General features: G+C 49.8%; 15 protein-coding genes and 2 tRNA genes. 8 read left to right on the top strand and 9 right to left on the bottom strand.

Features of this window, described 5'->3' with window-relative positions:
- The coding region (locus HMPREF3192_RS03245; RefSeq protein ID WP_066305286.1) for a DUF3644 domain-containing protein at nucleotides 1-832 on the bottom strand (832 nt) is incomplete at its 3' end.
- Between the two features lie 72 nt (nucleotides 833-904).
- Entirely contained in the window at nucleotides 905-1,552 is a 648-nt protein-coding gene (locus tag HMPREF3192_RS03240; protein ID WP_066305285.1) for a LexA family protein, read from the bottom strand.
- A gap of 115 nt (nucleotides 1,553-1,667) precedes the next feature.
- On the opposite strand from HMPREF3192_RS03240, the gene HMPREF3192_RS07125 reads away from it, so the two are divergent.
- Nucleotides 1,668-1,883, top strand: coding sequence for a helix-turn-helix transcriptional regulator (locus HMPREF3192_RS07125; protein ID WP_066305283.1), 216 nt, complete (start codon nucleotides 1,668-1,670; stop codon nucleotides 1,881-1,883).
- A 405-nt stretch (nucleotides 1,884-2,288) separates the two neighbouring features.
- Here the strand turns inward: HMPREF3192_RS07125 and HMPREF3192_RS03225 are convergent, their stop codons facing one another.
- Complete coding sequence (locus HMPREF3192_RS03225; RefSeq protein WP_066305280.1) at nucleotides 2,289-3,338, bottom strand: NADH:flavin oxidoreductase; 1,050 nt, start codon at nucleotides 3,336-3,338, stop codon at nucleotides 2,289-2,291.
- A 228-nt stretch (nucleotides 3,339-3,566) separates the two neighbouring features.
- Here HMPREF3192_RS03225 and HMPREF3192_RS03220 point away from each other — a divergent pair, with 228 nt between their 5' ends.
- Nucleotides 3,567-5,936, top strand: coding sequence for an HAD-IC family P-type ATPase (locus HMPREF3192_RS03220; RefSeq protein WP_082715608.1), 2,370 nt, complete (start codon nucleotides 3,567-3,569; stop codon nucleotides 5,934-5,936).
- Between the two features lie 152 nt (nucleotides 5,937-6,088).
- Nucleotides 6,089-7,729 (top strand): potassium/proton antiporter, encoded by a 1,641-nt coding sequence (locus HMPREF3192_RS03215; RefSeq protein WP_197414555.1) that lies wholly within the window; start codon nucleotides 6,089-6,091, stop codon nucleotides 7,727-7,729.
- A gap of 19 nt (nucleotides 7,730-7,748) precedes the next feature.
- Here HMPREF3192_RS03215 and HMPREF3192_RS03210 read toward each other — a convergent pair whose 3' ends face one another.
- A complete protein-coding gene (locus HMPREF3192_RS03210; protein ID WP_066305274.1) occupies nucleotides 7,749-9,212 on the bottom strand; it encodes an MATE family efflux transporter in 1,464 nt (487 codons plus the stop codon).
- Nucleotides 9,213-9,374: 162 nt separating this feature from the next.
- The gene (locus HMPREF3192_RS03205) at nucleotides 9,375-10,136 is read right to left on the bottom strand and encodes a class I SAM-dependent methyltransferase (protein WP_066305273.1); all 762 of its coding nucleotides are present in this window, start codon (nucleotides 10,134-10,136) and stop codon (nucleotides 9,375-9,377) included.
- A 223-nt stretch (nucleotides 10,137-10,359) separates the two neighbouring features.
- Between HMPREF3192_RS03205 and HMPREF3192_RS03200 the strand changes: the two genes are divergently transcribed.
- The 5 genes from HMPREF3192_RS03200 (at nucleotide 10,360) to HMPREF3192_RS03180 (ending at nucleotide 14,550) form a co-directional block, all read left to right on the top strand.
- Complete coding sequence (locus tag HMPREF3192_RS03200) at nucleotides 10,360-11,583, top strand: FprA family A-type flavoprotein (protein WP_066305271.1); 1,224 nt, start codon at nucleotides 10,360-10,362, stop codon at nucleotides 11,581-11,583.
- A 146-nt stretch (nucleotides 11,584-11,729) separates the two neighbouring features.
- Nucleotides 11,730-11,805, top strand: a tRNA-Gly gene (locus HMPREF3192_RS03195).
- Nucleotides 11,806-11,848: 43 nt separating this feature from the next.
- Nucleotides 11,849-11,922: transfer RNA gene (locus HMPREF3192_RS03190), tRNA-Cys, on the top strand.
- A gap of 409 nt (nucleotides 11,923-12,331) precedes the next feature.
- Entirely contained in the window at nucleotides 12,332-13,675 is a 1,344-nt protein-coding gene (gene nox / locus HMPREF3192_RS03185) for a H2O-forming NADH oxidase (RefSeq protein ID WP_066305270.1), read from the top strand.
- 71 nt (nucleotides 13,676-13,746) lie between these two features.
- Nucleotides 13,747-14,550: a hypothetical protein gene (locus tag HMPREF3192_RS03180; protein ID WP_156422848.1), complete on the top strand. Its 804-nt coding sequence runs from the start codon at nucleotides 13,747-13,749 to the stop codon at nucleotides 14,548-14,550.
- 244 nt (nucleotides 14,551-14,794) lie between these two features.
- On the opposite strand, the gene HMPREF3192_RS06780 is transcribed toward HMPREF3192_RS03180, so the two are convergent.
- The 4 genes from HMPREF3192_RS06780 to HMPREF3192_RS03165 all read right to left on the bottom strand — a co-directional run bounded on the left by HMPREF3192_RS06780 (nucleotide 14,795) and on the right by HMPREF3192_RS03165 (nucleotide 17,570).
- On the bottom strand, nucleotides 14,795-14,998 hold the full coding sequence (locus HMPREF3192_RS06780) for a hypothetical protein (RefSeq protein ID WP_156422847.1): 204 nt from the start codon (nucleotides 14,996-14,998) through the stop codon (nucleotides 14,795-14,797).
- Between the two features lie 650 nt (nucleotides 14,999-15,648).
- Entirely contained in the window at nucleotides 15,649-16,500 is an 852-nt protein-coding gene (locus HMPREF3192_RS03175) for an LOG family protein (RefSeq protein WP_082715605.1), read from the bottom strand.
- Nucleotides 16,501-16,653: 153 nt separating this feature from the next.
- Complete coding sequence (locus tag HMPREF3192_RS06775) at nucleotides 16,654-16,986, bottom strand: alkaline phosphatase family protein (protein WP_156422846.1); 333 nt, start codon at nucleotides 16,984-16,986, stop codon at nucleotides 16,654-16,656.
- A 92-nt stretch (nucleotides 16,987-17,078) separates the two neighbouring features.
- Nucleotides 17,079-17,570: a hypothetical protein gene (locus HMPREF3192_RS03165; RefSeq protein ID WP_066305263.1), complete on the bottom strand. Its 492-nt coding sequence runs from the start codon at nucleotides 17,568-17,570 to the stop codon at nucleotides 17,079-17,081.
- Between the last annotated feature and the right edge of the window lie 126 nt (nucleotides 17,571-17,696).

Raw genomic sequence — 17,696 nt, 5'->3', positions numbered from 1 at the left:
TTTCTGCATTGTTTACATATATTTTTACATTATTTTTTCTTAGTCTTTTGTTTATTTCCACTATGCATTGTGTGGTGGAGTATGGATGGCTATTTTTAGGATCGATATACTCTTTAAGTACAGTAACATTCTCGTCAGCTTGTTCTGAAGGAACAAACGCGACTTTTTTCGACGTGCCTTTAGTTTTCTTTGATAACACAAGCTCCTGTTGTACTATGCAACTGTAGCCCTTGTTTGCATAGTGCTCTTCGTTATTACTGATGGTCTCTTTTCTGCTCATTAAAGCAAGTGCTACATCGTCAGGATATCGAGCAGTAATATTTTTTACACCATATATTGAGGCGTTAATACATAAAGTTAGATAATTAGTGGGGAAAATATCTGCAATTCTACGCCTATGCCACATGCTCATATATCGTTCGTAATTCGTTATACAAGATTGGAATAAACCTAAATAAATCTGGTTATCCTCTTCCACAATAAAATGAGTACTTGTATTTCTTAGGGTAATGACATCGCTTAGGTTTTTAACCATGAGTGATTTTTTATTAGTAATTGTTAACGCTAGTGCTTTTTTAAGAGTAATGGTTCTCTGTTCTCCGTTTTTATTGGTATAGCTTAGCTTTTTGTAGCCCAAAGTTTTAATAACCTGAGCTTTAGCCATAAGTTCCCATGCATTGCAAATAAAGAATGAAAACCCTTCGACCCTATACTTAAGTGAGGGACGGTTATAAATCTCGATTGCCATAATGAACGCTTCTTGAGACTTATCGAGCATCCTCTCGATAGTGTTCTTTTCTTCCTCGGTAAGAACGTGATTTATTTTATTCACCGTATCTCCTAAATACTCCAATTGAAATCTTTCGTTGTACTAGCCGTAGCTAACCAGACAATTGAGTACGCGTTACTCCATCATCTCGGCAGCTTGCCACCATACAACCGTGCCAACAAGCTTTATTGGCTCATCGTCTTTGTAAATCACATCTTGGTGTGCCTCATTAAAGCTATCGGGACTCAACATAAGCGACTGTGAGCCACGATAATAGCGGCGCATGATAGAACAGTAGTTTTCATCTTCAACGACCACTATAGAGCCTGTATGCGGCTCTGCATATGGATCTACCACAACATGTGAGCCGTCAGGGATAACTCTATCCATACAGTCGCCTTCTACCTCAAGAACAAATGCGTGCTTATGAGACAAGGCTACCTTTTCGGGGACTTGGATCTCGTCTGTTATGACTTCTTCGTCCGTCATAGTGCCTGCGTGGACTTTACCAAGTACCCGAAGAGGGAGCGTCGCCTTAGAGCCTACGATTGGGTGAGCATTTTTAGGGCGGATAAATGCATCCATCTCGTTATCTTCAATGATGCTGCCTTTTGAAATGCCAAAATAATCAGAGATTTTTTGCACAGCACCCATTCGAGGGACAGCCCTGCTGTTTTCCCATTGAGACACCGCCATCGAGGAAACGCCAGCAATCTCCCCGAATTCTTCTTGCGTTAAGTTGTTCTTGATACGTAAGGCACGAATATTGTCAGCGATGCTCATTTGACACCTCAAAAATCGTCGTTTCTAAAATTTATTTTTATTTTACTAAAATTTGCTTTACAAAAACTATAAATTTAATTATAGTTGTAATCAAGACGAAAGGAGGACTTTACCGATGGTAACTGAAACCACTCGATCTCTAAAGTTAAGAGATATCAGAAAAATAGCTCGGTTCACACAAGAGCAGGTAGCTGGCATATTAGGAGTCTCAACACCTACATATATCAAGCTTGAAAAGAACCCCGAATTACTTACTATCGAGGATGCCCGAAGGCTTGCGCAGCTATTCAATGTGTCGGTGACTCAAATTTTTTTTGATGAGAAACTATAGTTAAACCTATAGTCCTCTGCACGACCGAGCAGCACCGAATAACGCTATAAGCGCTTATTCATATGTACCTTGAAAACTGTATAGCGATTAGCGTTTCTCGAATGGTAAGAAACGTACAGGTAATGACAAAAGTAATTACTTTGAAAGGAAGTGTTATGGAAGAAATGACCACAGGCAACTGCAACACAGGCAACCACAACACAGGCGACCACGGAAGAGACCGTGGGTTCAAATCCCTCATCGCCCACCATTTGCACAGGTCAGCGAGTAGTTTTAATCACAAACTACTCGCTTTTTATTTTCGATATTTGCTATACACACTTTTTGTCCTATAGCTCTCATGCGAGCCCCGTTTTTAAAGGTTAGCTTATAGATCGCGAGAAGCGGCTGCCGAGTAGCGTTTTTTTACAGCGTAAAGCTGGGGTTCAAAGCGGCTCTTCCAATGCCCGCAAAGTCACATGCACCTTGTAAAATTGCAGCTTCAGCCTCGCTTTTGCTGCGCAAACCACCCGCCAGTAACACGGGCGTATCATATCCATAAAGTCGCAAGCTCTGTCGTATTGCATGAGAGGTCTTGCTAAAAAAGCCATTGGCGCTGCGTGCTTGATTGTCAGGCTGCTCGACGGTCTTCTCGGCAGACTGGCTGTGCTTGCGCTTATCGCTCCAATCGTGGCGAGACAAATAATGGAAACTCCCCGAAATATCAAGTGCGCTGAGATGCGGTGCAAGTACGCACGCCGCCTCGCAGGCGTCCTGCAGTGTGTTGCCTGCTGCCTCGTAATCCTGAGCGCCCAAGCGCAGCAAAACGGGGAAGTCACCCAGCGCTGCGTGGACGCCGTCGAGAACTTCGAGGTGGATGCGTAAGCGATTGAGCAGAGAACCACCGTAGTCGTCGGTGCGCTTATTGATGAGGGGAGAATAAAACTGATTGAGCAAATAGCCGTGCGCCGAGTGGATTTCCACGCCATCGTAACCAAGTGAAGCCACTCGCACCGCGGCGTCAACAAACGCTTGCACGAGCTGCTGTATCTGCTCGACCGTGAGCGCGCGGGTTGTATGGTGCGGACGCATTTTTCCGAGCGCGGGTTTCTCGGCAGCAATAAGCTTACTCGGAGCAAAGGTGACGGGAAGGTCGGCGCGGGTAGAACATCCCGCATGAGAAATTTGCATAACCGCACGGCAGTCCTGTTCATGAATAGCATCTGCAATGCGCCCGAGCACGTCGGTGTTATAGTGTTTATCGATGCCCATTTGCTTGGGCGATGCCTTGCCCGCGGGCGTGACGTAAGCATGTTCCAAGATGATAAGCCCAAAGCCCTTGCGCGCCATTGCTCGGTAGTAATCGATGAGCTTCTCGCTTGGCTGACCATCGATTGAATCCTCGCGGGCCATGGGTGGTAAGAACAAGCGATTCTTACACGCAAGCTGCGTATTTCCGCAGATAAAACCTTGCATAACTCGTCCTCTCCTTAACGTGGTATGCATATGCGTGCCAGCGTACCGAGACTTTGGCATGGTACTCATGCGTCCATGCGTCGCTGGCGGATGTGGCTTTTATTTTAGTGCAGCTTCTCGTTAAACTCATGTCTAAACGCTGTCTAAACTCATGTCATTTTTATAGGTAGCATCCGAGCCTTTTGAGAGGTTGGTCTTATTGGCATGTTTTACCCTATAATTGACAGCATGAAAAAAAAGATTGACAGAACAGAATTAACGCCGCGTGCCATAGTGGTCAATAACGTTTTTACGTACTTCAACGCCATTTTTGTTGCGATTGCTATTCTGCTGATTATCGCAGGTAGTTACCGCAGTTTGACCTTTTTGCCTGTGGTTGTTGCCAACGCGCTAATCGGTATTGTGCAGCAGTTGCGCGCGCGCAAGGTGTTGCATGAGCTTTCTCTGCTCGCTCGCTCGACCTACGTTATCATTCGTGACAATCAGCAGCTGGAGCTTCCCAGCGAGGAGCTGCTGGTGGGCGATCATATTGTGCTCACGGCGGGCCAGCAAATTCCTGCCGATGCCGTGGTTATCGAAGGCAGCATCGCAGCAAACGAATCGCTGCTCACGGGTGAGGCTGACGAGATCGAAAAAACCCCCGAAGCAACCCTTTTGTCGGGAAGTTTTGTGGTCTCGGGTCGTTGCACGGCGCAGTTGACGCAGGTAGGCGAGGATTGCTATGCTGCAAAACTCCAGGCAAAAGCCAAGCAACTTCGCGAGAAGCCCTCCGAAATGGTGCACGACATTGATCTTATCGTCCGCGTGGCAGGCATTGTGATTATTCCTTTGGGTGCGCTGTTGTTTTACCAGTCAATGTTTGTGAACGGGCAGTCGTTTTCGGCATCGGTGGAGGCGATGGTTGGCGCCGCTATTGGCATGATCCCCGAGGGCTTGTATTTGCTGGTAACGGTTGCGCTTGCGCTGTCGGCGTTGCGCCTGGCTCAAAATCATGTGTTGCTGCATGACATGCGCAGTACCGAGACGCTCGCGCGTGTTGATGTGCTGTGTGTCGATAAGACCGGTACTATTACCGATAATAACATGGAGGTCGTCGAAGCATTTTTGCCCGATGGCACGGCGGCGTCGCAGACGGATGCGTCCGTGGTGTTGTTGCAGCGCTACGTTGCAAGTATGGATGATTCTAACGCCACGATGCAGGCGCTCCATGCATTTACCCAGCCGCAGATGATGGCCAGGCAAGCTGGTGCGTCAGGGCAGGACGAGATGCCCGTGGTCAATGCCTCGCAGGTTGCTGCCGAAATTATCAAGCCGCTTGATGCGGTCAAGCGCTTGGCCTTCTCGTCAAAAAATAAGTTTTCGGAATTGCAGACCGCTGATACGCGCTATCGTTTGGGCGCGCCCGAATTTGTGTTGGACGAACAGACCTTTTTGTCCGTGAAGGCATGCATTGATGAACGTGTCAATAAGGGCCAGCGTGTGCTGGTGTTGGCAGCAGCCTCTGGCGATGGCGCTGACGGCGCGTCTAGTGACGGTGGCCACCACAGCTTTCAGCCGCTCCTCTTTGTGAGCCTTGTCAATGGCCTGCGCCCCAACGTTGCCGATACCTTTGCGTGGTTTGGCCAGCAAGACGTGCGCGTTATGGTTATTTCGGGCGATAATCCGCAGACGGTTTCGCGCATTGCGTCGCAGGTAGGTATCCCTGCTGCCGATAAGTTCGTCAGTGCCGACCATCTAGCCGACGTCGATCTTCTCGAAGCGGTCAAAGAATTTACCATTTTTGGTCGCGTGAAGCCAGAGCAGAAGAAGGATATTGTCGAAGCGTTGAAGGCGCACGGCCTTCGCGTTGCGATGACGGGCGACGGTGTGAATGATATTTTGGCCATGAAAGAAGCCGACTGCTCTATTGCTATGGGAACGGGCGGTGATGCGGCGCGCCAGGCGGCCCAGGTCGTTATTCTGGACGATGACTTTAGTCACATGAAGCAGATTATTTCTGAGGGTCGCCGCGACATCAACAACCTGCTGCGCTCGGCGACACTGTTTTTGTACAAGAACATTTTTTCTATTTTGCTGGCGACGTTTTCGATTCTGTTTGCGTGGGTGTACCCGCTTAAACCTTCACAGGTTTCGCTGGTTTCGATGTTTAATATTGGCGTACCTGCCTTTTTGCTCGCCATGGAGCAAAATAGCAAGAAGCAACAGGGGAGATTTTTATACGAAGCGCTGTTTCAATCGATTCCGCCTGCACTCACGGCGTTCTTCTCGATAGCAATCATGGTAAGCGTCGCTCGTTGGTTGGGTATTGGCTCGCAAGAAGCGGGTGTGGTCAGCGCATTGCTTCTGTCCTTTGCAGGCTTTATGGTGCTGTTTGATTTGAGTAAGCCATTTACGCCCTGGCACAGTTTCATTTTTATTGGATGCGTGCTTGGCTACATTTTGACGGCCGTGTTTTTGTCAGATCTGTTTGCCATGTCGGCGCTCTCGTTTGAGGCAAGTGTGCTGGCGACTGGCTTTTGTGTGTTTGAAGCCGTGGTTATGGTTGGTGCAAAAAAGCTCATCGCATTGCTGCGCGATCGCACACCGCAGGCACAGTAATCTGGGCTTTTACTGACGTTGACGCTGGCGCTGCCGAGAAGATCATCGCGTAGCAGCTCGTTTGTACAGCTCAGCGCTGTGCATCGTGCCGAGACGTGCCACAAAGTACAAGTTCTACCTTTTGTTGGGAGGGTTCACACTTGGAGCTGTTATTGTTTTCTCTCGTGCTCATGTTGGCGCTTCTTGCGATTCATATCGCTCAAAAATCGGGCATCCCGTCGCTGTTGCTCTTTTTGGCGCTCGGCATTGCCTTTAAAGCAGCAGGTATGCATTTTGATGACTACCAGCTGGCCGATACGGTCGCGAGCCTTTCCCTAATGGTCATCATTTTTTACGGTGGCTTTACCACGAATTGGAACATGGCAAAAGCAGCTGCGTGGCCTGCCATAACGCTCGCCTCAGCGGGGGTAGTACTGACGGCAGCTGCTACCGGATTTTTTGCGTTTTACGTTTTGCGCTTTGAGCTGTGGGAAGCATTGCTGTTAGGCTCTGTCGTGGGCTCGACTGACTTCGCGTCGGTATCGAGCATTTTGGTGTCGAACAACCTCAATCTCAAATACAACACGGTGCCCCTGCTCGAGATTGAATCGGGCTCCAACGACCCCACCGCTTTTACGCTCATTATGGTGTGCTTGGCCATCCTTTTGAAGCAGGATATTTCCATTCCGCTTCTGGTGTTTGAGCAGGTCTTTTTTGGCATTACGCTCGGCTTTTTGATGGGCTGGTTTTGCATGGCTATCATTCGCCGCTTCCACTTGGCTGAAGATGGTCTGTTTATTGTGTTTATCGCAGCTGCCATGTTTGGCACCTATGCTATTTGCAATGTGCTTGGTGGCAACGGCTACCTCGCCCTGTACATCCTCGGGATTTACTTGGGCAACAAAGAGTTTATCCATAAGAAAAATGTCATCTTCTTTTACGATGGCATGAGCAATCTGGTCGAAATCGCGCTCTTCTTCTTGCTCGGCCTTTTGTCCGAACCAGCAAAAATTGTCCAGTTTATACCCGTCGGATTTCTCGTCATGGCCTTTATGCTGCTGATTGCGCGCCCAGTGAGTATTTTTGCGCTGCTCAGCGTGTTTAAAACGCGCTTGAATCAGAACATTTTGATTTCGCTTGCGGGTATTCGCGGTGCGGCGGCTATCGCCTTTGCGATAATGGCGGTGAATTCGGGAGCGCCTCTTGCGATCGATTTGTTCCACATCGTGTTTGTGATCTGCCTCTTCTCGCTGTTCTTGCAGGGCTTTTTGATGCCGTGGGCAACCAAGGTGCTCGACATGTACGACCCTTCCGATACTGTGCTGAACACCTTCAATTACTATCAGTTTAAGTCGCCCTTCAAATTTATTCAGCTGCGTGTGAAGCCGCAAAGTCCTTGGTGCAACAAGACAATCACGGAGATCGATCCGCAGGCGAACATGATTTTTGTCAAGGTGTTGCGCGACGAGTCTGGCGCCGACGACGAGTCTGGCGAGAAGACCACCAGTGCAGAACCCGCTGCCGAGAAGCTCACCGACACCGTAAGCATCGTTCCTTCAGGTGATACCCGTATTTACGCAGGTGACGTGCTTGTCGTTGGGGGAGAGGGATTCTTTGATCACAGTGGGGAAGAGCTCGAAGAGATTCGGGTAGACTCACAGCATCCATGGGTTTCTCGCCAGATCAAAGAGCTTGCGCTACCCGCCGAGCAGCTTATTGTCATGATTCAGCGAGCCAACCACGATTTGATTATCCCTGATGGCAATACGCGCTTGAAAGCAGACGATCGCGTGGTGCTTTTGTCGCAGTTCTAGCGCCAGTACTAGCGCAGTACTAATTCTGTGATGTGGGCATGTCAGCTTCCTTTGCGCTTACCTCATGCGCGATCTCGTCTGGAGCCGTTGTCGACACAGCAGACACAGCAGACGCCTTATGCACCTTGGTCTGCCCGTGGGCTTGCTCGCGGCGGCTCTTCATCTTGCGCAAAAAATCGCTCAGAAGCCATGCGGCAATGCCTGCCGAAACGAAACTGGAAACCACAGGATTGAGCCAGACGCCCAAGAGATCAAAGGGCATGAGCAGCACGATAGCCGCCAAAGGCAGCACCAGCGTTGCAGCAACAGAAAGCCCAACCGCGTGGCGCGATTGCCCGCAGGCGAGTAAAAACGAATTGGTGCTCATGACAAACCAACGGACAAGCCATTGCAGCGCCATAATGTAAAACGCACCCTGCGCCGCGACAATAAACTCGCTTGCGGCATTAAACATAAAGATGCGCACGATAAGTTCGTAGCCAAAGCCGATAAAAGCGATGTAGAGAAGGGCAAACACGGCCGTTAGCACATAGAGGCTTTTTCCGATGGCAAACACGCGCTTGTAGTTTTTGGAACCCCAGTTATAGCCCAGTGACGGCTGCAATGAGTCTACGATGCCGTACAGCACCGACATAATAAAGGTATCGGCAAATACCATAATGCCGTAAATCGAAACTGCCTGCGTTCCGCCAATGGTGAGCATGCGCGCGTTGAGCAAAATAGCGACCACACGACTGGCAATATTGTTCAAAAATGCAGGCATGCCAGCCATAACGATCTGCTTGGTCAGCGCTACCGTGGGCTTTGGGCGCGAGAACTTCAAAAGCATCTTCCCCTGGAAGAAGGGCCAAAAGCCGATAATAGCAACCACAACCATGGCAAAACTGTAGGCAAAGGCCGCGGCCCACACATCTGCCTTGAGGAAGATAAGCAAAAATGCCTCGAGGACAGCGCCCGCACCCGCCATAAAAATGTTGAGCACCATTGAGCGCTTTACCTTGCCGCAGACCTTCAGGTAATTATCAAGCGCAAAGTTCATACTCGAAATCGGAATAAAACAGGCATAAACGCGCAGGTAGACGATTGCAGTTTCGGCGAGTTTACCCGTCGCTCCTTGCAGGGCAATAAGCGTTGGCGTAATAAAGAACATAACCAGACCAACGAGTAAACCCGAGCTAAAGAGAAGGGCGACGGAATACGAAAAGATGCTATTGGCAGCTTCGCTGTCCTTCTCGCCAAGTTTAATAGAAATGGGAATCGCACTGCCGACGCCGATCATATCGCCCACGGCAAACAGGATGATGACGTAGGGCATGGCGAGGTTGATGGCGGCAAAAGCCGTTTCGCCAAGCACGTTGCCGACGAGCACCCCGTCGATAACATCGAACAACGCCGAGGTCAGCATGCTAATTGCGCCCGGAATAACAATGATGATGAGCATCTTGAGCAGGGGCGTCTGCGTAAAAAGTTTATCGTGATCCATGATGTATCCAATACGTCCAATAAAACTGTGAGGGTTATACTGATGGTTATGCGTACAAAAATCGTGCGCGTACACGTTTGTGCGAGGGTGCGCTGCGTACAACAGGCGTTGTATCGGTTGCTGACCTACAAGCGTCAGGCGCCAACCGAGTTGCCAACGCCGCTAATATTCTTTGTAGGCAAAAACCTCAATCCAGTCTTCGGACGGATGACGGCAGGTTTCGGTCGAGCTAAAACCAGCCTTACGCAAAAGCTCGTCTAATTGCTCTTGCGAGTAAATGGTGAGCAGATCGCGCGCTTGTGTAAAATCGTTCCAACGCAGCTGGTCAAAGCTCCGACCGTCGGTCTCGTTAATAATTACGAATATGCCCCCAGGCTTCAAAATGCGCAAAACCTCTGTAAACGCCTGCTCAAGATCGGGCCAAAAATAGGTCGTCTCGAAGGCGGTGACGATGGAGGCGCTTGCATCCGCGTAGGGGAGTTGTCCCACGTCTCCCGCGGTGACATCGCAAAGCCCCTGCTTAATGAGGCTTGCGTTGAAGCGTTTTGATTTTTCGACTGACACAGGGGAGTGATCGAGCCCCGCCAGCTGTGCTTGTGGGAAGAGCACATGATGGCGCGCCAAGTTTGCACCCCCGCCGCAGCCAAGGTCAACGATGGACATGGTGGGCGAGAAGGTCTTCTCGGTGGACTGATGCGAGTCCGACTGACACACAGCTGGCTGCTGCGCGTCCGCTTGTTGTGCGCACGCTTGCTGCTCTTGCGCGCGCTGCTCCAAGGTCTGCCGCGCGACTCGTTGTGACAAAAGGGGCAGCGCCCACAACGCAAGTTGTTCGTGCGTGCCGCTATTCATGGTATCAAGCATGGATGAACCATACTCTCCCGCTGGATTTCCAGCATTCTGATAGTGTTCGCGCGAGGGCATACAAGCTCCTTTAAGAGGGTTTATTCGAGTTTAGTGGTCGTTCGTATCGTTTTGACCTAGCTATAAATATCATACCATCGAATAAGGTTTTTGAACATCTGAGCAGGTAGTTAGCCTGACCGTTGGTCTTCTCGCCAGCACCGATGATCTTCTCGACCACGCCGTATAACGCTATACTAAAACGGTGCCTGCACAATGGCACCTATTTGAAATGAGGCTTTTTATGCATATGATTCGTGAAGTTTGCGAGGACACTTTTTGGATTGGTGCCTCGGATTATCGCCTGGTCATGTTCGAGAACAGCTATCGCATTCCCGATGGCATGGCGTACAACAGCTACGTCATTCTTGACGAGAAGACCTGTCTGCTCGACGGTGTGGACGATGTTGTTGCTGCGCGCTTTCGGGAAAATTTGCTCCACGTCCTGGGCGGGCGCGCGCTTGACTACATGATTATCAACCACATGGAGCCCGATCATGCCGCGCAGATTCCCTGGCTGCACGATCGTTTTCCTGAGATGAAGTTGGTGGGCACCAAAAAAGCGTTTGACCTGCTGCGACAGTTTCACCATATCGATCCCGAGCCTTTTAGTATCGTCGTGACCGAAGGTGCCACCCTTGAGCTCGGAAAACACATCTTGCAGTTTGTCACGGCGCCCATGGTGCACTGGCCTGAGGTTATGGTGAGTTTTGATCTGGCAACGGGTGCGCTCTTCTCGGCAGATGCCTTTGGCGAGTTTGGCGCGCTCGGCGGCAACCTTTTTGCCGATGAGGTTTCGTGGGAGGCAGCATGGCTTTTCCGCGCTCGCCGCTACTACACCAACATTGTAGGCAAATATGGAGCCAACATGCAAAACTTGCTCAAAAAGGCTGCTCAGCTGCCCATCTCACTCATTTGTCCTTTGCACGGGCATGTCTGGCGTCACGACCTGGATCTTATTTTGGATGCCTATCAAAAGTGGTCGACCTATACGCCTGAAGAGAAGACCATCGTGATGTATTGCGGAAGTATTTACGGCGGCACCGAGCAGGCGACCGAGATCTTGGCGCAGCAGCTGTCGCAACGTGGTGTGCGCAACATACATATTTATAACGTAGCTACGGCCGATATGGCCACGATGGTCTCGGAGGCGTTCCGCGCGTCGCACCTCGTGTTTGCGTCCTCGACTCACGACTTGGATATGTTTAGCGCCATCCGCGATCTTATCGCCGAGCTGCGTCTGCACGCTCTGCAAAAGCGCCACGTTGCCCTTATCGAGAACGGCTCTTGGGCTCCGCGCGCCGCGGCGCTTATGACAGAGCAGTTCGCCAAGATGAAGGATATCGAACTGCTGCAGCCGACGGTCTCGGTTCGTTCGAGCGTTGACGAGAAGACCGTCGAGCAGCTGGGTTTGCTGGCTGACGCACTGGCTCGCTCGCTTGACGAAACGTCGATTCGTATGGCGTAAGTCGTGACGGAAGCTGTACACACCTACATATACCTGCGAAAACCTGCATATACCTGCGCAGATATGAGTGGCTCATGAAGGTTTAAAAAAAAGTTCAAAATCTACTTGCGGAAAAAAGACTTTTCACGTAAAGTAGTTATTCGTTCGCGGGCTTAGCGCAGTTGGTAGCGCGCAACCTTGCCAAGGTTGAGGTCGCGGGTTCGAACCCCGTAGCCCGCTCCATTGAAGAGCGAAAGGCCGGATACGCATTCGGCCTTTTTTATCGGGCGGCATGGCCAAGTGGTAAGGCATGGGACTGCAAATCCCCTACCCCCCGTTCGAATCGGGGTGCCGCCTCCAATTTCTTGCAGCTCAATCACATTGTTTAAGATTTTATTTATTTCGTTTTTGATAGCTTATTACGTAAATCATCAAAATATAGATAAGGCTATTTAGCTGCTGCAACGTGTTGTGGTGGATGTCACTAAAAACTTTCATGTGACAGAAATGTGACGGCTAATACTGTTAATCCGCCTAAAAATCTGACCGTTTTACTACGAGCAGATCTAGTGATGGACTTCATCGCTAGCCTGCTTGTTTGTCGGCATACAATAAGCTCTAGTATTCTCCCAAAAATTTGTATATAAAGCCCTAGTAATTCTCTTCCTGATGTATAATATGCTACATATTTACTAGCATATGGCATACCATTTCGTACTACGCGTACCATCCAGCACAAGAACGTATGCCACGACCAAAGGAGAAGCATATGTCAAAAATCGTGGTCATTGGTGCTAACCATGCAGGAACTGCAGCTATTAACACTATTTTGGGTTCGTATCCCAAAAACGAGGTAGTGGTATTTGATCAAAATTCCGTTATCAGTTTTTTGGGCTGCGGCATGGCCTTATGGATTGGCAAGCAAATTTCTGGCCCCGACGGGCTGTTTTATCAGACGCCCGAAGGTTTTGAGGCGAAGGGCGCCAAGGTGCATATGCAAACGCGCGTAACGTCCATTGACTACGACGTCAAGACCGTCCATGCAGTTGGTCCTGACGGCAACGAATGGGACGAATCGTACGACAAGCTCATTTTGGCGACGGGCTCGCTCCCCATTATTCCTGCCCTCGAAGGCAGTGACTTACAAAATATTCAGCAAGTCAAGCTCTTCCAAGATGCTCAAAAGGTTATCAAAAAGCTCGAAGATCAGCAGATCAAGCGCGTTGCCGTTGTCGGCGCAGGCTATATTGGTGTTGAGCTCACCGAAGCCTTCAAGCGCACGGGCCGCGAGGTTGTTCTTATCGACAAAGAACATAGCTGTGTTACCAACAATTTTGATGATGCTTTCTCGGATCGCATGGCCCAAAACCTGCGCGATCACGGCATTGATTGTCACTTCTCTGAGGAAGTCGTGCGTTTTGAGGGCTCCGATGGTAAGGTCACTCATGTCGTTACCGATAAGGGCAGCTATGCTGCAGATATGGTCTGCATCTGCGTCGGCTTCAAGCCCAACACGGCGCTTTTCGTCAACGACGGCTTCGAGACACTTAAAAACGGCGCCATTCTCGTCAATCATCAGCAGCAGACGAGTAAGCCTGACGTGTACGCTATCGGCGACTGCTCGAGCGTCTTTTATAATGCGGAAGATGGCAAGCCGTCCTATATTGCGCTGGCGACGAATGCCGTGCGTTCTGGTATTGTGGCGGCGCACAACGCTTGCGGTACCGAGTTGGCGGGCATCGGCGTGCAGGGCTCTTCGGCGCTGTGCATCTATGATTTGAAGATGGTCGCAACGGGTATGCCGCAGCACATTGCGCAGGCGGCTGGCTATGATACTCGCGTGACCGATTTTACTGACGTGCAAAAGGCCAGTTTTGTCGAGACACCCAATCCCGAGGTGCAGATTCGCATTGTGTACGATGGCAAAACGCGCAAGGTTCTCGGCGCACAAATGGCTTCCGAATACGATATGACCGCAGGTATCCACATGTTCTCGCTGGCTATTCAAGAGGGCATTACGATTGATAGACTCGCGCTGCTGGATATCTTCTTCTTGCCGCATTTCAACCAGCCGTACAACTACTACACGATGGCAGCGTTGTCTGCGAAATAGTAGCGTTTGTCGGCTGCGGTACTCGATAGTGATCAGATAAAAGCGGAGCTATAGGACAAAAAGCGCGGGGTGTGCAAAACAATGCAGCCCGCGCTGCGCTTCTCGGCACTCGCTTTTACGACTATGGTATCTACTTCAACATTCGCTGCGTCATGCGCCGTGTTTACGACACTCGCATCGGTATCCGTCGCCACGCCTGCGGCATCTACGGTATAATACCGCCACCTGAAGTTTTACCTGAAGTTTATGCGAGAAGGGCTTGTGTTATGAAGCGTCGCGTCGTGCGTTGGATTATACCTGGAATGATGGTGTTTGCTATCGCGGGCATTATCGCCTATGTCATGTTACCCAAGTATCTTAATACTCCCGAAATGCCGCCGGCATCGTCATCACAGCAGACACAACAGCAAAAGCCCAACACGCAGACGGACGACTCTGCTGCCGCGGACAAAAATCAATCCAATTCGCAAAGCTCAAGCAGCGCTTCATCGCAGCAGTCCTCCTCACGCCCCGATTTTGATGGTGCAAAGCAGCGCGAAACGGGGGAGGGCCTGGTGTACTTGCGCACGCCAGGAGGAGATTACTACCCTGGTCAGAAAAAGGTTCCGTCCTTTGGTTTGACGCCTCATGAGCCGCAAACGATGGTCGAGCTCGCAACCGAAGCGGTGAACGACAAGCACAAGACTTTCGTGTTCGTTGATGGCAAAAAACTCACCACGATCCAAAGCATCAGCAATTCAGAAACGCTCACATTGACGGACTCCGCTTTACGCACTGCCGCCGAGCACAAAATAGAAGTGGTGCAGTTCAGTGATGATAATCACGCTTCCGGCAAGGTGATATTTTACAGGCTTTGCAAGTATCGCATCGAGTAGTGAGCGCTGACCGAGAAGCCCGATGAAAAGGTCTGCATTGCCGAGAAAGTCAGTGCTGCCTAGAAGCTGGGCGAGAAGATCGGCGAGAGTCCACAACGACCACTCTAGCAAAACACAAAAAGGCACCGCGCGCTAATGAGAGGGATGCACGCGGTGCGTCGTGGTGTTTGATGTTATGTGATGCGATCGGCTGGAGCTCAGCACGATGCGCATGAAACACGAAGTATAAAGCTGCAGACACTACTTAAATGCAGCGGAATTCAACCTCGCTAGGATACGTGGTGGAATTGTAAGGATTCGTCTTTGATCCCGTGATAAAATCAACGAGTTGTTTTATGACAAAAGCAATGCCCAATACAGAGACGAGCAAAGCAATCTCACACAGCGCAAGAAACATAAGCATCAACGGCATTGGTAGGGTAAGAACCCAGGCTCCTAAAGATCCCATCAAGCACCTCACTTCAGCACGAAACACTACAGAAACATTCGAAACAATTTAGAAACAATCTTTACAATTCATTAATAACACGTTAAAAATATCTTTGCAAGGGGTATTTTTGCGAAAAGTATAAGCAGGTAAAAGGTGCTTTTTGCATAAAATACGCGAGTTTTTTACCGGAGCCGCCTGAACGGGAATATTCAATAATTTTGTATATATCACAGGCATTTGTGAATACTACAAACGAAATTTGTTTTCTCGAGGATGATTTTGTCGCCATTGGTTGTTTAGAGAAGAAGCATCTTTTCCTGAAGGATAATAGTGTTCTATAGCTTTTATTCAGCTGGAGTAAATGTGCAAAATTATGCATAAAAACGGAATATTTTTTCATATAAAATCATGTGCATTTGGCAAATACTACACAAATATTTTTTGTGAACGGTGCTCAGCGATACGCGTACTCCGACACGAAGGTGCGTGTCGGGGCTATAAGTGAATGGTTGCAATTCTGAAGTGGCGCGGAGTGCACAACGTATACAAAGCCATGCTCGTGTGAATATACATCGTAATTGCGACCGAGCACGACGCGATCGCTTGCAGCTAATTAATCGGTCGCAGCTAACTACAAGCTCTAGTCAGCTCGCCGGTCTTCTTGGCTTCTAATTAAGCTCGTTGGGACATACAACCTCTACGGCCTGCTCAGGGTTATCGGTAAGTGTGATGAGCGAGGTATCGAACGATGAAATCATCTTTTGTTTGACCATGGTGTTTTGAATCCAGTCGATAAGACCTTTCCAGTAGTCGATACCAAAGAGCACGATGGGGCGCGACGAGGTTTTGTGGGTTTGAATGAGCGTTAAAAGCTCGAAAGTCTCGTCAAGCGTGCCAAAGCCACCTGGGCAAATAATGGCCGCCGAGCTGTACTTTACGAACATGGTTTTGCGCACGAAGAAGTAGCGGAAGTTGATGCCGAGATTGACCCACTCGTTCATGCCTTGTTCGTGGGGGAGTTCTATACCCAAGCCAACCGAGACGCCGCCTGCTTGCGTTGCACCGCGATTAGCAGCTTCCATGATGCCAGGACCTCCGCCCGTAATAAGGGCGTAGCTCTTGCGTGCGATAAGAGCGCCCATCGCACGCGCAGCTTCATAATACGCAGTGTTGGGCGCTACGCGCGCCGAACCAAATACCGAAATGGCAGGTCCAAGCTGCGCAAGCGTATCAAATCCATTCACGAATTCGGCTTGAATGCGCAGCACACGCCAAGGATCTTTTTGAAGCCACTCACCTTGGATCTCTTGATTTTTGAGGAAACGCTGTGTTGAGGTGGCCGAAGGAATCATACGCCCGCGCAAGGTCACGGGCCCGCGTTGATAGCTGGGACCCAAGTTGGGGCCGAGGTCGTTTGCGTTGTTGCTGACACCACTGCTGCTGGCGTTTGTGGCGAGCTTGTCGGTCTTCTCGTCAGGGTTGGTGTTTGTATTGTTAACGTTGGTATCGTCAAAATGCATGAGACTCCTTGGGGATGTGTGAATTCTCGTCAGGTCATAAGGTTTATTGTAACTGTCACGCAAATTTATGGTAGGTGATTGTGTGAAATTCTTCGGAAGTGCCATATAAAGGGGAATTCTGATCTGTTGGATCATGCCACCTGCCAGCCGAATCTAACAAACAAAGGCGTTGAGGGCTGGGATTTTGCTTCGTATGGCCAACTGTGCTTGTTGATATTCTGTCAAAGGCGCCCTGATGTGCCAGAGCAGTTTTGCTGCAAGGAAGTTGGGACTAGTCGTGATGTTGTGGTTGCTACTTGTGTCACTTGCTCCAAGCGGGTAATTTTCCCAAATCACGTATGAAGAGTGGTAGATGCGCTGGTTGTGAATGATGTCGCTTTCACCCTGGTAGAAGGCATCGTTATAGACGCTCGAGAAGTTCGGCTGGTGGTCACCAAAAAAGACAAGGACGGCGGGAGTTTTGAGTGCGCGGAGTTTCTCGACCAAATAGCGCAGGTCTTTGTCGGCGCTCCCTTGAAGTCGTCAATAGTGTAAAAGCGATCGAAACCCATGCCCGTGTAGGTTTTTGTCGATTCCAGTTAGTTGCTAAGTTGGGGTGGATAGCCGAAGCGGTATATCCCTGCTTTTTGAGCAGTCAGGCAAGCTATCGCAGCGCGAAAAGTTGTAGATGGCGTAAGGATATTTGCCAGCCCGATGTAGGCCATGCTATTGCCCGTCAAAAACTCGAACTCGGAGTTGGCAGCCCCGCCAAAAAGCGTCGAGAGACCAAGTGCAAGCAGCGCTCTTGCATAGGTGTTAGCTGTTATGACATTCGTAAGCGTTGCTGCGAGTAAGCGCGCAGCATTCGCGCGTGTTGCCCCCGCGCTTCGCGTGTCCACGCCAGCAGGACGACCCTGTTGACCTTGCACGTTTTGTTGACCATGCACGCTTTGGTGAAGTTGCAGATCAGCATGATTTGGATCCTGGCACCGCAAAACCCTATTCAAAATAGTAAGTGTTACAAACAAAACGATAAAAACAAGAGGTACGAGCGGTAGTGCCTCACGCAGAAGCATGGTAAGAAGAGTCATCGTGTAATTCTCGCAAACATAGATCAACAGCGACACAGGTAAACGATGGCTATTGTAGTACCATGCTTGCGCATGACTTACAGAACTGCAGGGTTTACAAGTTTTTGTAACCAAACCGATATGACT

The organism is Atopobium deltae (assembly GCF_001552785.1).
GTDB lineage: Bacteria > Actinomycetota > Coriobacteriia > Coriobacteriales > Atopobiaceae > Atopobium > Atopobium deltae.
This window is presented reverse-complemented; position numbering and strand designations above follow the sequence as displayed.

Bases quoted from the DNA above. Each gene is read 5' to 3' on its own strand.
- HMPREF3192_RS03240 (WP_066305285.1), bottom strand. From the start codon at position 1,552: ATGAGCATCGCTGACAATATTCGTGCCTTACGTATCAAGAACAACTTA.
- HMPREF3192_RS07125 (WP_066305283.1), top strand. From the start codon at position 1,668: ATGGTAACTGAAACCACTCGATCTCTAAAGTTAAGAGATATCAGAAAA.
- HMPREF3192_RS03225 (WP_066305280.1), bottom strand. From the start codon at position 3,338: ATGCAAGGTTTTATCTGCGGAAATACGCAGCTTGCGTGTAAGAATCGC.
- HMPREF3192_RS03220 (WP_082715608.1), top strand. From the start codon at position 3,567: ATGAAAAAAAAGATTGACAGAACAGAATTAACGCCGCGTGCCATAGTG.
- HMPREF3192_RS03210 (WP_066305274.1), bottom strand. From the start codon at position 9,212: ATGGATCACGATAAACTTTTTACGCAGACGCCCCTGCTCAAGATGCTC.
- HMPREF3192_RS03205 (WP_066305273.1), bottom strand. From the start codon at position 10,136: ATGCCCTCGCGCGAACACTATCAGAATGCTGGAAATCCAGCGGGAGAG.
- HMPREF3192_RS03200 (WP_066305271.1), top strand. From the start codon at position 10,360: ATGCATATGATTCGTGAAGTTTGCGAGGACACTTTTTGGATTGGTGCC.
- nox (WP_066305270.1), top strand. From the start codon at position 12,332: ATGTCAAAAATCGTGGTCATTGGTGCTAACCATGCAGGAACTGCAGCT.
- HMPREF3192_RS06780 (WP_156422847.1), bottom strand. From the start codon at position 14,998: ATGGGATCTTTAGGAGCCTGGGTTCTTACCCTACCAATGCCGTTGATG.
- HMPREF3192_RS03175 (WP_082715605.1), bottom strand. From the start codon at position 16,500: ATGCATTTTGACGATACCAACGTTAACAATACAAACACCAACCCTGAC.
- HMPREF3192_RS03165 (WP_066305263.1), bottom strand. From the start codon at position 17,570: ATGACTCTTCTTACCATGCTTCTGCGTGAGGCACTACCGCTCGTACCT.